Origin of the sequence: Bradyrhizobium sp. (assembly GCF_047605465.1) — a bacterium.
In the GTDB taxonomy this organism is placed as follows: Bacteria; Pseudomonadota; Alphaproteobacteria; order Rhizobiales; family Xanthobacteraceae; genus Bradyrhizobium.
The window spans coordinates 89657-103613 of sequence record NZ_JASGFS010000012.1 but is presented as its reverse complement, the minus strand read 5'-3'; the positions used below and the strand labels follow the sequence as shown (position 1 = coordinate 103613).

Genomic DNA, 13957 nt, shown 5'->3' with positions numbered 1-13957 from the left:
AAACAAAACAGGGAGGGATACGAATGGCGCTGGAGATCAAGATCCTGGACTACGGGGATATCGAGCTGGAATCGAGCTTTCTGGTTCTCGGCCACGACTGCGGCCGCACCCGCCGCGTCCTCACGCTCGGCTTCTTGATCCTCGGCGGCAAATATCCGGTCGTGGTCGACACCGGCTATCGCTCCAACCAGATCATGGAAACGCTGGGCATGCGCGGCCTGCAGTACCACGAGAACATGATCGAGAACCAGCTGGCCCGCCACGGCGTGCGCATGGGCGACGTCCGCTTCGTCTGCCACACCCATCTGCACATCGACCATGCCGGCAAGGACGATTTGTTCCCGATGAACACGACGGTGGTCGTCAACCGCAAGGAGCTGGAATATTCCGTGTCCGGCCTGATGCATCCGCAATATCCGGCGCCCGATATCAAGCACCTGATCGACCGGCTGCACACCAAGAGCGCGCTGCGCTTCCTCGACCTGGAGATCACCGGGCCGATCGAGCTGATGCCCGGCGTCTATTGCGACGCGGCCGGCGCCCATACCGAGGGTTCGATGAACATCATCGTCGAGACCGCCGACGGCATCGCGACCATCTGCGGCGACGTGATCTACGATTTCAACGACCAGATCGTGACGCCGTTCAACGAGATCCACGACTGGGAACCGCGCACCACCGGCAACCACGGCACCAGCAAGCGCGCCGAGAAAGCCGCGATCAAGAAGCTGCTCAGCAATTCGCGCTATCTGCTGCCGGTGCACGACCGGCCCGCCAAGATCGAAGGCGGCAACGTCGTGGGACGGCTGCATGATCAGGTCCCCGGTCCGATCGTGCAGTCGCTTCCTGCGCGAAACTGGTTCCCGGCCTGAGGTGATTTGAGGATCGACCGATGACGCACGTCACCTTGCGCTCCGAATTCGAGACCTTGATCGACCCTTACGCGCCGGTCGCGCAGGTCGGAACCGGTTTCGACTTCACGGAAGGACCGATCTGGCATCCGGTCGATCATTATCTCCTGTTCTCGGACATGCCGGGCGACGTTCGGCGGCGCTGGGACGCCCGGCGCGGCGTCTCCGAGGTCAAGCGCCCGTCGAACAAATGCAACGGCATGACCTACGATGCCGATCTCAATCTGATCGTTTGCGAGCACGCCACTTCGTCGCTGATCCGCGAGCGGCCGGATGGCCGGCGCGAGGTGCTGGCCTCGCATTTCGGCGGACAGGAGCTCAACAGCCCCAACGACGTCTGCGTGCACTCCTCCGGTGCGATCTATTTCTCGGACCCCTGGTACGGCCGCATGCCGGTCTACGGCGTCGAGCGGCCGCGGCAACTGGGCTTCCAGGGCGTCTATCGCGTGATCCCGGGCGGCGAGCCGAAGCTGGTGGTCGACCGGAATCTGTTCGACCAGCCGAACGGGCTGTGCTTCTCGCCCGACGAGAAATTGCTCTATGTCAACGACACGGTGCAGACGCTGATCCGCGTGTTCGACGTCGATGCCGATGGCTCGCTCTCGAACGCCCGCGTATTCGCCAGCGGCATCCGCTCCGAGCTCGAGGCCGGCGTCCCCGACGGCATGAAGTGCGACCAGCACGGCAATGTCTGGGTCACCGCGCCCGGCGGCGTCTGGGTCTATTCGCCGCGCGGCGAACTGCTCGGCAAGGTCCGCGTCCCCGAACTCGTCGCCAACCTTGCCTGGGGCGGAGCGGACTTCCGCACGCTCTACCTGACCTCGACACATTCGGTCTACGCGATCCCGACCAAGGTCGGCCCGCGCCACGAGCCCTATATGAGCGGAAAGCGCGGGACCGCAGCCCCGAGCGCCGGACCTGCGGCGGCAGCGCCCGTTCTTGCCGACGCAGACCTGCGGCTCGATCCGCAGCGATGCGCCATGATCATCCAGGACCTCCAGAACGACGTCATCATGGACGGCGGTGCGTTCGCCGAGTCCGGTGCGCCGGGGCATGCGAAGCAGCAGCACGTGGTCGAGAACGTTCGCCGCCTCGCCGAGAGCGCCCGCGCCCGCGGCGTCGCCATCATCCACGTCTGGTTCGTGGTCGAGCCCGGCGCCCCCGGCGTGACCCTGAACGCACCTTTGTTCGAGGGCCTCGTCGACAGCAAGGCCATGGTCCGAGGCAGCTGGGGTGCCGCGCCGGTGTCCGGCCTCGAGCCGCGGCCGGGCGATTTCGTGGTCGAGAAGATGCGGATGAGCGCTTGGGAAGGTACGCGCCTGGAAACCATCCTGAAGGCGACCGGACGCGACATGATCATCAACACCGGCGCCTGGACCAACATGTCGGTCGAGCACACCGCGCGCACCGGCGCCGACAAGGGCTACTTCATGATCGTGCCGGAAGACTGCTGCTCGACCATGAATGCTGACTGGCACTCGGCCTCGATCAACTTCGCCATGCAGAACGTCGCCGTCGTGACCCGGGCGGATACCGTCATCAGAGCGCTGGGATGAGCGGTGGCAAAGCTCCTGCACTTGTCATGCTCGCCCCGCGCCGACTCCGAGTCGAGTGCCGGCGCCCGCGTCTTTGTCGATGGCTTTCGCCAGGCCCGGCCGGACTGGGACGTCGACGTCGTGGATCTCTGGCGTGAGCGGCTGCCCGAGCTTGCAGGCTCCATCGTCGAGGCGAAATACGCGCGGATGAAAGCGCAGGCCTTCAACGACGCGCAGCGAGACAGTTTTGCCGAAGCCGAGCGGATGGCACTGCGCTTCTCGCTGGCCGATCGCGTCTTGATCTCGACGCCGATGTGGAATTTCGGCATTCCCTACAAGCTGAAGCAATGGTTCGATATCGTCATCCAGCCCGGCCTGACGTTCCGCTTCGACCCCGCGCAGGGATATTCTCCACTTCTGAAAGACCGGCCGACCATCGTCATCCTCGCCTCCGGCAGCGATTTTACGACGGGCATGAACCGGGGCCGCATCGACATGGCGACACCCTACATGCGCGAGGCGCTCCGTTTCATCGGCGTCAGCGACGTGCGCTTCGTGCCGATCGGGCCGACGACAGGCCCGGCCGAGCCGATCCGCGCCGCCCGCGAGAGCGCGCATCGGCGCCTTGCGGAGTTGGCGAGACGCTTCTGAGTTGGGACTGTTGGGCGACAGTCACGCAATTCGACGTCATTGCCGGCAAGGGATATCCACCTCGATAACGCGACTATCGACGCGTCACCTGTCTCCCGCTACATGACTGAGATCATCGCGTGGCGATGGGCGCAGACCGGCCGCACTTCATTTGAGCGGAAATCCCAGCGCGTGTGCCTCCTCGACGAGGCGATCCCGACCATTCAACGAGCGCACCGAACCGAGCCGTTTCAGGACGGCTTCGACCCAGCCGATCGTGGGCAGGCCTTCGCCCGCCTGAAAGCCGCGGAGCGTCGTGTCATATGCCGCGATGCCCGCCTCATCGCCGGCGTCCGAGTAGCGTTCATGATGGATCACGACATCCTGACGCAGCCGCGGCTTGACCTGCGCGGGTCTGGCTTCATCGGGATAGCCGATGCACAGGCCGAAGGCCGCGACCACGTTCGGCGGCAATCCCAGCTCCTCCGCGACCGCGCCCGGCTTGTTGCGGATCGCTCCGATATAGACCGATCCGAGGCCAATCGATTCGGCGGCGACCACCGCGTTCTGCGCGGCGAGCGCTGCGTCGATGACGGCGACCAGGAAGGTTTCGAGAAACGGCAGGCCTTCATGCGGATGCCCCGAGCGCTTCGCCAGCCGCTCGGCACGCGAGAGGTCGGCGAGCCAGACCAGAAAGAGCGGCGCCTCGACGATATGCTTCTGCCCACCAGCGAGCTCGGCGAGCCGCGCCTTGCGGGCCTGATCTTCCACCACGACGACGCTCCAGGTCTGGAGGTTCGACGAGGACGGCGCTGATTGAGCAGCCGCCACCAGCGTTTCCACGGTGCGCTCCGGGACCGGATCCGCGCGATAGGCTCGGACCGAGCGATGTGCGAGCAGGTTTGCCAGCACGCCATTCCAGGCATTGCCGATCTCGGGCAGATCATTGCCATACCGCGCCTGCAGCGCCCGCGTCACGGTGTCGGTCCCGGATGGCCCGGGAACCACCTTCAGACTGGTCTTGGCATCACTCACGAGCTTCTCCTGTCAAGCGACGCTACGCGTCGACATCGACCACAACGCGATTGGCGAGTTTGGCCGGATCGGTATTCGGCTTGATGATGGTAGCACGCTTCAGATCGCTTGTGATCTTGACCACCTCCTGGCGCAGCGCGGCGCCCGAGGGATGATGACCATGGGTATGGCTGCGCAGCATCGCCGCGAGATCGGCGACGGCGACCTTCGGCGTATAAGGCGCGAAGATATCGGCGGCATCATCCGGATTCTCGGCCACGTGGTGCGCCGCCTCACGGATCGCCGCGGTCAGCGCCTTCACCGCCGCCGGATCGGCCGCCCACAGAGAGCTGCGCACCCCGAGCGTACAGCAGGACAAATTGGCATAATCTCCGCTGAGGTTCGACGCGATTTCGACGAGATCGCCATTGGCCCGCTTCTCAGTGAGCCAGGCGTTCGGATCGGAATCGGCGATGGCGTGGATCTCTCCGCGCTGCAGGGCGATCAATTGCAGGTCCGCCGGGAATTCCCGCCACTGCACGTCGGTCTGTGGATCAAGCCCGCTGTCCGACAGCAGGATGGCGAAGAAATTGCGCGGCGGACCGGAAATGCTGGACACGCCGATGGTCTTGCCCTTGAGGTCCGTGATGTCCTTGAAGCCGGAATCCTTGCGCACGAACAGGCGGGTGCAGCCACCATGCAGGCCCGTCGTGAGCTTGACGTCGATGCCCTGCTCCAGCGGCTTCAGCCAGTTGAGCAGCATGCTCGATCCTGCGTCCGCCTTGTCGGTGGCAAGCGCCTGCAGCATCTGGTCGGTATTGCCGGCGAGTTGCAGGAATTCGACGTCGAGGTTGTGGCGCGCGAAAAACCCGCGATGCAGCGCGACCGGCACCGCAGCCGTGCAGATGCCGGTGCCGTTATAGGCGAAGCGAATATGCCGCCGCGGCCCGCTGGGATCATCCGTCGCCGCGACCTTGCAGATCGGTGCATCGCCCAGGGGATCGGCGACGGGACCAAGACCGAACGCCGGAAAGGCGCGCGCGGCCTGCATCAGTCCGAGCGGCGCGGTGACGCCGGCGAGTCCTGCCAATCCGAGCATGCGGCGCCGCGACCAACGTCCGCCAAGATCTGATGTCATCGAGGTCTCCTGATCCTTGTGCCGGCGTTCACGACGGCGGCAATGGCATCGGATGCTAGAGATCATCGCTGATCCGGTCGATTTCAAAGATTTACGCGAGGCTAGTGAGTTCATGTCGCGGTGATTGACGCGACGGGAACAGCTCTACTCCGACGAACCAGACGCGCCGGCTGCAGGACATTTCTAGTCTCTGCGCCATGGAATGAGTCGCCGCTCCAGCCAGCTCGCGCCGCGGTCGATGAGAAAACCGACGGAGCCCACGACGAGGATTCCGAGCATGACGAGATCCATGTCGAAACGCTCGCGGCCCGCAATGATGAGACCGCCGATGCCGGGACCAGCCGCCATGAAATACTCGGCCCCGATCGTCGCAAGCCAGGCATAGATCAGCGCGAGGTGCAGCCCTGTCAGAAGCGACGGCAGCGCGGCCGGCAAATAGACGTAGCGGATGAACTGCAGACCGTTGAAGCGAAACACCTCGCCGACTTCGACCAGCTTCTCCGACGTCGCCCGCACGCCCTCGACGAGGTTGAGGATGACCGGGATCGACGCGGCGAGCGCAATGAAGACGACCTTGGCGATCTCGTCGAAGCCGAACCAGAGGGAAATAAGGGGGATCCAGGCCAGCAACGCGATCTGCTTCAGGCCGTTGAACCAAGTCGTGAAGATTCGGTCGGCGATACGGGACAGGCCGAGAAGCAACCCGATCAGCACGCCGATGGCCGATCCGAGCGCAAAGCCCAGGAGGTCGCGGCGCAGGCTCGCTGCGAGCGCCTCGATGAGCTCACCACTCGTCAACTCTTCCCAGAAGCTGACACCGACATGCTCCAGCGGCGGCAGGAACTGGCTATTCACCAGACCGGAATGGCTCGCGATCTCCCAGAACACAAGCAACCCGAGCGGAAGGACCAGCCCGCGTCCGGCTGATCTGAGTGCTGCGCTATCTGACACGGTCGATACGCCAACGCTGCAGCCGGGCTTCGATCACCGCCAAGGCCTTGTCGCTGACAAAGCCGATGACACCGATGACGATCATCGCGACCAGCACGGTATCCAGCCAGAACATCTGGCGCCCCCACACCAGCAGGTACCCAAGCCCCTCGGACGAGGCCAGCAGTTCGACGCTGACCAGCGCGATCCAGGCGTGGGTCAATCCATAGCGCAGGCCTGTGAAGATGGGCGGCACCGCTCCCGGAAGCACGACATGCCGCAGCATCTGCAGCGGTGTGAAACGAAAGGTCTCGCCGACCTCGACAAACGCCTTCGGCACGTTGGCGATGCCGGCGCTGGTATTCATCACGACCGGTACGAACGCCGCCTTGGCGATCACCACGATCTTGAGCGTTTCGCCGATACCCAGCAGCAGCATCGCCAGGGGAATCCAGGCGAGCGCCGGCACTTGCGCAATGGCCGTGAACAGCGGACGGACGTATTCGTCCACCCGGCGCGACAGCCCCATGGCGGACCCGATCACAAGGCCCGCCCCCGCGCCGACCGCAAAACCATAGGCGACCCGCCTCAGGCTGTAACCGGCGTGCTGGGCCAGTTCCCCGCTCGTGATCATGTCCTGCAGCGTGTGCAGGACATCGCTCGGTCGCGGCAGAATCTGCTCCGGCAACCAGCCCCGATCCGCGCCGATGATCCAGATCGGAAGCGCGACGGCCGGCAGCACCAGCAGCCAGGCGAAATCCACCAGACGCCGAAGAACCGCCTGCCCGGTCCCGTCGGCCAGGAACCGGCGCGGATTTGCTCGCCATGCCGCGCGTGGCGGAGACGACGACCGAATGGCAGCATCACTCATTCGGCCGCTCCACCCGGGATATCATGCGGGACGGAGCCGCTATCGCCGTCCCCCAATGTTCTCAAAATGTCGTTGCGGATGCGGACGAGATCGTCGCTGCTTCGGGACCTCGGGCGCGGGGCCGTCACGTCGAAGATGCGGGCGACCCGACCCGGGCGAGGCGCAAGCACGATGACGCGGTCGCCGAGCAGAACGGCTTCATCGACGTCATGCGTCACGAGGATCATGCTGATCCTCTCATGCGCCCAGATGCGCTGCAGTTCGATCTGCAGGCGAGCCCGCGTCAACGCGTCGAGTGCGCCGAAGGGTTCATCGAGCAGCAGCAGCCGTGGCCGATTGACCAGACCGCGGGCGATTGCCGTACGCTGCGCCATCCCACCGGAGAGCTGATGCGGATAGGCCTCTGCAAATCCGTCGAGACCGACCAGCGAGATATGCGCCGCGACCGAGTCCCTCTTGGCACGCTCGCTGAGCGGCGCGTTCTTGAGGCCGAGCGCGATATTCTGCGCGACGGTCGCCCATGGAAACAGCCGCGCTTCCTGGAATACGATCCCGCGATCGAGGCTGGTTCCGGCGACGGGTTCACCGTCCTGGCTGATGCTACCGCGGAAATCACGATCGAGCCCGGCAATCAATCGCAGCAGCGTCGACTTTCCGCATCCGCTCGGCCCCAGCAGAACGACGAACTCGCCCGCGTCGACGTCAAGCGACACATCCTTGAGCGCCTCGAAGCTCTCGCCGTTGACGACGAACGATCTCGAGACGTTGCGAATCTCGAGGCGCCCCCGACCAGGCTCAACCTCGGCAAGAGACGCCGCTTGCAACGGCAACACGGCGGTCATTGCCCCGCCGCCAGCGGCTTGCCGCTCGCGTCATACTCCTGCCAATAGCCGACCAGTCCCTGCTGCTTGAGCGCGGCATCGAGGAACGAGCGATCGAACCATCCGTCGATCTCGACATCCCGCCGCAGCAGGCCGAATTCCTTGGCCTGCTTCGCCTGCACCCGATAGCTCTCGATGATCGAGGCATCGACGATCGGTGTGTTGCGGTACTTCAGCTCCTGATTCGAGAAGTCGAAGCGGTAGCCCGAGGCCGGGAAGCCGGTCCGCGCCGATATCTCGAAAAACGCCTCGCGATTGGCTTCCTCCGACGACCACCGCGCCGCCCGGACGATCGCGGAAACGATCTTCTGCGTGATGTCGGGGTGCGCCTTGATGAAGGCGTCCTGCCCGATCAGCGTGGAATGGCGCTCATAGGCCGGGTTGTCGCCCTTGGTCGTGTAGACGATCTCCGCGATGTTCTTCTCGGCGAGGCTCGCCAGGGGAAAATTGCCGAAGGCCGCATCGATGTCCTTGGAGGTCAGTGCCGCGTTGGTCGTGGCCGTGTCCATGTTGATGACCTGGACGTCGCGCTCCTGCAGACCGTTGCCGGCGAGCACTTTCACGGCGGCGAGATGATTGTTGGTCCCCCGGAAGATCGAGACCTTCTTGCCGCGGAGATCGGCCACCTTGCGGACCGGCGAACCAAAGGGCACCGCCAGATAGATCGGCGCATGGGCGCCGGACGCCATCAGGATCCGGGTCTTCAGGCCATTCGCGCGGCCGATGATCTCCGGCAGATCACCCTGGATCGCGAAATCGAGCTGGTTGTTCGCGAACGCCTCGTTCACCGCGGGTCCTGCGCCCTTGAAGAAGTAACATTCGATCTTCACGTCCGGCCGGTCGGCGAGCTCACGGTCGAGATAGTGCTCGGAATGCGCGACCCCGGCGGACGAGCCGCCCGAGAACTGGCGATTGTCGGCCCCGACCGATGCAAATCCGATTCTCACCGTGATCGTGTCGGCCGTCAGGCCCGGCGATACTGCCCCGGTCGACAGGAATGCTGCAGCCAGCACGAGGCGCAACAGGATGCGTTTTCCGATCATTGCTCAGTTCCTTCAGATGACCCGCTCTATTCGGCGGCCGCTGCTGCATGGCGCCAAACCGGTTGCGGCCGGCGCAGGCCTAGATGATCGCGCAGGGTGGTGCCCTCGTAGTCGTCGCGGAACAGACCACGACGGCGCAATTCGGGAACCACCAGTCGAACAAAGTCCTTCAAACCACCCGGCAAGGTCGGAGACATGATGTTGAATCCGTCGGCGCCATGGTTCTGGAAGCGCTCCTCGAGCTGGTCCGCGATCTGCACGGGCGTTCCCACCAATTGCCAGTGCCCTCGCGCACCGGCGATCCTGAGATAGAGGTCACGAACCGTCAGCCCTTCCCGGCGCGCCAGCTCGAGCAACAGCACCTGCCTGCTCTTGCCGCCTTCGGTTTCCTTCAATTGCGGGATCGGCCCGTTGGGATCGGCATGGATGATCTCGGGCGCCCCCAGGAAGCCGGCAAGCAGATCGAGACCGACCTGCGGCAGGATCAACCATTGCAGCTCGTCGAACTTCTCCCTGGCTTCGCTCTCGGTTTCGGCGACCACCGGAAATATGCCCGGCAGGATCTTCAGATCATCCGGATCACGGCCGTACTTGGGCAGCCGGCTCTTCACGTCGGCGTAGAACGAGACCGCGTCGCCGAGCGTCTGTTGCGCGGTGAAGATCGCCTCCGCCGTTCGGGCGGCGAGCTCCTTGCCCGGGCCGCTCGATCCCGCCTGCACCAGGACAGGGCGTCCCTGCGGCGACGGCGGGATGTTCAGCGGACCGCGCACCTTGAAGTGACGCCCCTCGTGATTGAGCAGATGAACCTTCGCCGGATCGAAATACGCGCCCGTCGCGCGGTCACGCGCGAACGCGTCGTCTTCCCAGCTGTCCCAGAGGCCGAGCACCACGTCGGCAAACTCCTCCGCGCGCCCGTAGCGTTCGGCGTGGGGGCTCAGGCCGTCATGACCGAAGTTCAACGCCGCTGATGCCTCGGTCGACGTGACGAGATTCCAGCCGGCGCGGCCGCCGCTCAGACGGTCGAGCGAGGCAAACTGCCTGGCTACGTTGAAGGGCTCGCTGAAGCTCGTGGACAGCGTCGCGACCAGTCCGATCCTGGACGTGACGGCCGCGAGCGCGGACAACAAGGTGAGCGGCTCGAACGGATAGACGCCGTTATGCGCCTTGCGGCTGGAGGCCTCGATACGGTCGACACGCACGCCGACCATGTCTGCCAGGAAGATCGCGTCGAACTTGGCTTCCTCCGCGATCCGGGCAAACTGCACGAAATCCGCCAGGGACTGGCTGTCGGACGATTGCGGTGACCGCCACGCGGCGACGTGGTGACCGGTGAAGAGCAGGAAGGCGCCGAGGGATAATTTCTCCTTGCGACGCGACATGCAATGCTCCTTCGGTCACCCAGGCTGACAAGCGCTGTTCGGGCTGCAATATGACGATTGCTTTCCGGTTCGCGCAATCTCACAGATTTTCAATCTTTCGGCGCTTGGCGCTATGACTCTTCTTCAAGGACTGCCGAACGCGGAAGAATATGATTTTGCGGGTCATGCCGACGGATCGATCCAGAGATCGGCGAAACTTCCGTTCAGTCCCTCGCCGCCAGGTGCAAAGTCGCGAACCTTCTTGTTGGCGATGATCACGCCGCCCGCCGCCACGAGATCGACCGAAGCCACCTCTTCGTGAATGGTCGACTGGAACCTGGCCCACAACTCCTTCCGCTTCTCGACATTCGGCTCGACCGCCGCCGCTTCGAGCAACCCGTCGACCTCTTGGTTGCTGTAGTGCGCGGCGTTCGAGAACGGCAGCCCGATCCGGAAGTTCTTCGACCAATAGGCACGCTGAATGCCAAGGCTCGGATCGAACGTGTTCGACAGGCTCTCGACGGTCAGGTCGAAGGCCCTGTCGCGATAGACGACGTTCAGATAGGTCGCGAGATCGTAGCGCTGGATCTCGATATCGAGCCCGACACGTCGCAGGGAATTGCGCAGGAAATCGGCAAGGCTCGCCGGCAGGAACGGGTTCTGCGTCAACCTGAGCCTGGCTCTGATGCCGCCGGCGCCCCGCACGATGCCGGCCTCGTCCAGAAGCTGTTCCGCCGTCGTCGGATCGAACGGCCACGCCTGGATCCTGGGGTCGTAGAACTTCGGCAGCGCCGTGCTGACCGGCGATGGCGAGACGAGCCCGTAACCGAAGAACACGACGTTCAGCAGCGCTTTCAGATCGATCGCATGGGCGATCGCCTTGCGTACACGGCGATCCTGCAACAGCGGGGTATCGAAGTTGAAAAACAGCTGCTGCTGCGGTCCGGAATAGGCATAGGTCGTGGTATCGACGACGAACCGCTTGTCGAGCTTGAAGCGCTCGATGTCGCCATACGGCACCGGCGTAGCGCCGATATCGACCTCTCCCGCCTCCAGGGCCGCCGCGCGCGCGGCGGGATCCAGGATGACCTTGAGCACGAGACGATCGATATAGGGTTTCGGCGCATCCCAATAATTGGGGTTGCGGACGAACAACAGATGACTGCCCGGAACCCATTCGCGAAGGATGAACGGCCCCGTTCCGATCGTCTGCTCCAGCCGCGGCTGCTCGTCCGGCTTGAGCGCGCTGTAGACATGCTTCGGCACGATGGGCGATTCGGCGCCGGCCAGCGCGGTGATCAGGAACGGCGCTGGCTTCGACAGCACGACGATGGCGGTCAGCGGGTTCGGGGTTTCGATCGCCTCGACATTCGCGAACGTGATGCGGCCGCGCGGATGGGCGATCTTCAGACGCTCGATCGAGAACGCGACGTCTTCTGACGTGAAGTCCTTTCCGTCGGACCATTTCACGCCGGGCCTCAGCTGAAAGCTGTAGCGCTTTCCGTCCTCGCTGATCGTCCAGGACGTCGCCAGCACGGGACGCGGGTTGAGATCATAGTCATAGGCCAGAAGGCCCTCGTTGATCTTGCTGCCGATCGTCTGTCCCGTCCCCGACGATGTGTTGATGGCAATGATCGCCGATGGGTCGGGATAATAGACCCAGTTCAGAGTGCCGCCGGAGACGGGCTTGCCTGCGCCTCGCACCGGCGGAAGCAGCGCGACCGCTCCCGAAGCGACCATTCCACGACCAAACGTCCGGCGATCGAGCCGCATCACGTCCTCCGTCCGATTTCGCTTGCGCCACTGCCGCCATGTCACGAGATCGCGCGGCACCGCTGCAGCGCCGCCATGTTAGGCACGCTTCGCGGAGAATTTGCTTTTGTTGTTTGAAGCGACGACGCACGTTCGCTTGCACGGCTCTGCGCGTGGGCAGCAGCAAAATTTTCATTATTCGATCTGGCGTGTCGCGGGATTGATTGTCCGATCCTTCGGTGAATTATTGGTGCGACGATATTTTCCAACGCAAGCGGGCGGCAATGAACGAACTTTCACGCAGGCAGATCGCGAAGGCATTTCTGTTGGCATCCGGCGCCGCCGCGAGCGGACTTGCACCACGACAACTTCTTGCCGCCGAAGAACCCAGGCGCGGCGGCACGCTGAACATCGTGATCCAGCCGGAGCCTCCGATTCTCGTCAGCCTCACGCATACGGCCGGTCCCACCACGCGCGTCAACGCGAAAGTCACGGAAGGCCTCGTCACGTTCGACCTCGACTTCAATCCGCGGCCGCAGCTCGCGACCGCCTGGCAGATCAGCGACGATGGGCTGCGCTACCGGTTCGAGCTCCGGCGCGGGGTGAAATGGCATGACGGCAAGGACTTCAGCTCGGCCGACGTCGCCTACTCCATCGAGCTGCTCAAGCAGCATCATCCGCGCGGACGCGGCACCCTGTCCTCGGTGCGCGAGGTCCTCACGCCGGATCCGCACATCGCCGAGATCGTGCTGGACAAGCCGGCGCCCTATCTGCTCGCCGCGCTCACGGCCTCGGAATCGCCGATCGTCCCGCGGCACGTTTACGAAGGCTCGGATCCCAGCACCAACGCCAACGGGCGCGCGCCGATCGGGACAGGCCCCTTCGTGTTCAAGGAGTGGAAGCAGGGAAGCCATATCCTGCTCGAGCGGAATCCGAACTATTGGGATCCGGGCAAGCCGTATCTCGACCGCATCGTCATCCGGTTCATCGCCGACGCCAATGCCCGCGCAGTCGCGCTTGAAACCGGCGAGATTCACTATGCGCCGGACACGCCGGTGCCGCTCGGACAGATCGAAGCGCTGAAGGCGAATCCCAATCTGGTGATCGAAACGCGCGGCTACGATTACCAGCCGATCGTCTACCGGCTGGAGTTCAATCTGGCCAATCCCCATTTCGCCAGGCCCGAGGTTCGCCGCGCTGTCGCCCACGCCATCGACCGCGAGGCCATCAACCGCGTCGTCTTCTACGGCTGGAGCCGGGATGCGCCGGCCGCGATCAGCCCCGCGCTGAAGCAGTTCTACAATCCCGACATCCCCCGTCACGACTTCGATCCGAAGAAGGCCGAAGCCCTGCTCGATGCCGCCGGATTGCCCCGCGGCCCGGACGGAACGCGCTTCAAGGTCTTCCACGACTACATGCCCTACAGCGAGACCTATCAGCAATTGGGCGCCTACACGCGCCAGGCGCTCGCCAATGTCGGCATCGGCGTCACGCTGCGGGCCCAGGACGTGCCGACTTGGTTCAAGCGCACCTACACCAATCGCGACTTCGATTTCATGAGCAACGGCATGAGCCATTCCTTCGATCCGACGGTCGGGGTTCAGCGCCTGTATTGGTCGAAGAACTTCAAGCCCGGCGTCCCCTTCTCGAACGGCTCGGGTTACAGCAATCCGGAAGTCGACCGGCTGCTGGAAGCCGCCGCGGTGGAGAGCGACCCGGCCAAGCGGCGCGAATTGTTTCGCGCTTTCCAGGTCATCGTCGCCACCGACCTGCCCGACATCAACCTGGTGACCGGCGCGAACCTGACCATCGCCAGCCGCAAGCTGCGTGATCACACCACGACCATCGACGGCCCGTCCGCGAATTTCGCGAACGTCTGGCTGCAGGCCTGACC

At 64.1% G+C, this 13957-nt stretch carries 12 protein-coding genes; 4 read left to right on the top strand and 8 right to left on the bottom strand.

Annotated elements, in window-relative coordinates; translation table 11 throughout:
- Positions 1-23: 23 nt before the first annotated feature.
- From QM712_RS13430 to QM712_RS13420, 3 genes are read left to right on the top strand one after another with little or no spacing between them, the layout of a single operon-like run.
- Positions 24-872 (top strand): N-acyl homoserine lactonase family protein, encoded by an 849-nt coding sequence (locus tag QM712_RS13430; protein WP_415023587.1) that lies wholly within the window; start codon positions 24-26, stop codon positions 870-872.
- Between the two features lie 20 nt (positions 873-892).
- A complete protein-coding gene (locus QM712_RS13425) occupies positions 893-2467 on the top strand; it encodes an isochorismatase family protein (RefSeq protein ID WP_415023586.1) in 1575 nt (524 codons plus the stop codon).
- Positions 2468-2470: 3 nt separating this feature from the next.
- Positions 2471-3097, top strand: coding sequence for an FMN-dependent NADH-azoreductase (locus tag QM712_RS13420; protein ID WP_415023585.1), 627 nt, complete (start codon positions 2471-2473; stop codon positions 3095-3097).
- 147 nt (positions 3098-3244) lie between these two features.
- Here QM712_RS13420 and QM712_RS13415 read toward each other — a convergent pair whose 3' ends face one another.
- From QM712_RS13415 to QM712_RS13380, 8 genes are all read right to left on the bottom strand, one after another.
- Positions 3245-4111 carry an NADPH-dependent oxidoreductase gene (locus tag QM712_RS13415; RefSeq protein ID WP_415023584.1) on the bottom strand — a complete coding sequence of 289 codons (867 nt, stop codon included), beginning with the start codon at positions 4109-4111 and terminating at the stop codon, positions 3245-3247.
- A gap of 22 nt (positions 4112-4133) precedes the next feature.
- Positions 4134-5228, bottom strand: coding sequence for an ABC transporter substrate-binding protein (locus QM712_RS13410; protein ID WP_415023583.1), 1095 nt, complete (start codon positions 5226-5228; stop codon positions 4134-4136).
- 183 nt (positions 5229-5411) lie between these two features.
- Positions 5412-6179: an ABC transporter permease gene (locus QM712_RS13405; RefSeq protein ID WP_415023582.1), complete on the bottom strand. Its 768-nt coding sequence runs from the start codon at positions 6177-6179 to the stop codon at positions 5412-5414.
- On the bottom strand, positions 6169-7029 hold the full coding sequence (locus QM712_RS13400; RefSeq protein WP_415023581.1) for an ABC transporter permease: 861 nt from the start codon (positions 7027-7029) through the stop codon (positions 6169-6171). The genes QM712_RS13405 and QM712_RS13400 overlap by 11 nt, the downstream gene beginning before the upstream one ends.
- On the bottom strand, positions 7026-7871 hold the full coding sequence (locus QM712_RS13395; protein WP_415023580.1) for an ABC transporter ATP-binding protein: 846 nt from the start codon (positions 7869-7871) through the stop codon (positions 7026-7028). Before QM712_RS13395 ends, QM712_RS13400 begins: the two co-directional genes overlap by 4 nt.
- On the bottom strand, positions 7868-8953 hold the full coding sequence (locus QM712_RS13390; protein WP_415023579.1) for an ABC transporter substrate-binding protein: 1086 nt from the start codon (positions 8951-8953) through the stop codon (positions 7868-7870). Before QM712_RS13390 ends, QM712_RS13395 begins: the two co-directional genes overlap by 4 nt.
- A gap of 26 nt (positions 8954-8979) precedes the next feature.
- Positions 8980-10332: an LLM class flavin-dependent oxidoreductase gene (locus QM712_RS13385; RefSeq protein ID WP_415023578.1), complete on the bottom strand. Its 1353-nt coding sequence runs from the start codon at positions 10330-10332 to the stop codon at positions 8980-8982.
- 162 nt (positions 10333-10494) lie between these two features.
- Positions 10495-12084 (bottom strand): ABC transporter substrate-binding protein, encoded by a 1590-nt coding sequence (locus tag QM712_RS13380; RefSeq protein ID WP_415023577.1) that lies wholly within the window; start codon positions 12082-12084, stop codon positions 10495-10497.
- A gap of 263 nt (positions 12085-12347) precedes the next feature.
- On the opposite strand from QM712_RS13380, the gene QM712_RS13375 reads away from it, so the two are divergent.
- Positions 12348-13955, top strand: coding sequence for an ABC transporter substrate-binding protein (locus tag QM712_RS13375; RefSeq protein ID WP_415023576.1), 1608 nt, complete (start codon positions 12348-12350; stop codon positions 13953-13955).
- Positions 13956-13957 lie beyond the last annotated feature (2 nt).

Bases quoted from the DNA above. Each gene is read 5' to 3' on its own strand.
- QM712_RS13430 (WP_415023587.1), top strand. From the start codon at position 24: ATGGCGCTGGAGATCAAGATCCTGGACTACGGGGATATCGAGCTGGAA.
- QM712_RS13425 (WP_415023586.1), top strand. From the start codon at position 893: ATGACGCACGTCACCTTGCGCTCCGAATTCGAGACCTTGATCGACCCT.
- QM712_RS13410 (WP_415023583.1), bottom strand. From the start codon at position 5,228: ATGACATCAGATCTTGGCGGACGTTGGTCGCGGCGCCGCATGCTCGGA.
- QM712_RS13400 (WP_415023581.1), bottom strand. From the start codon at position 7,029: ATGAGTGATGCTGCCATTCGGTCGTCGTCTCCGCCACGCGCGGCATGG.
- QM712_RS13395 (WP_415023580.1), bottom strand. From the start codon at position 7,871: ATGACCGCCGTGTTGCCGTTGCAAGCGGCGTCTCTTGCCGAGGTTGAG.
- QM712_RS13390 (WP_415023579.1), bottom strand. From the start codon at position 8,953: ATGATCGGAAAACGCATCCTGTTGCGCCTCGTGCTGGCTGCAGCATTC.
- QM712_RS13385 (WP_415023578.1), bottom strand. From the start codon at position 10,332: ATGTCGCGTCGCAAGGAGAAATTATCCCTCGGCGCCTTCCTGCTCTTC.
- QM712_RS13380 (WP_415023577.1), bottom strand. From the start codon at position 12,084: ATGCGGCTCGATCGCCGGACGTTTGGTCGTGGAATGGTCGCTTCGGGA.
- QM712_RS13375 (WP_415023576.1), top strand. From the start codon at position 12,348: ATGAACGAACTTTCACGCAGGCAGATCGCGAAGGCATTTCTGTTGGCA.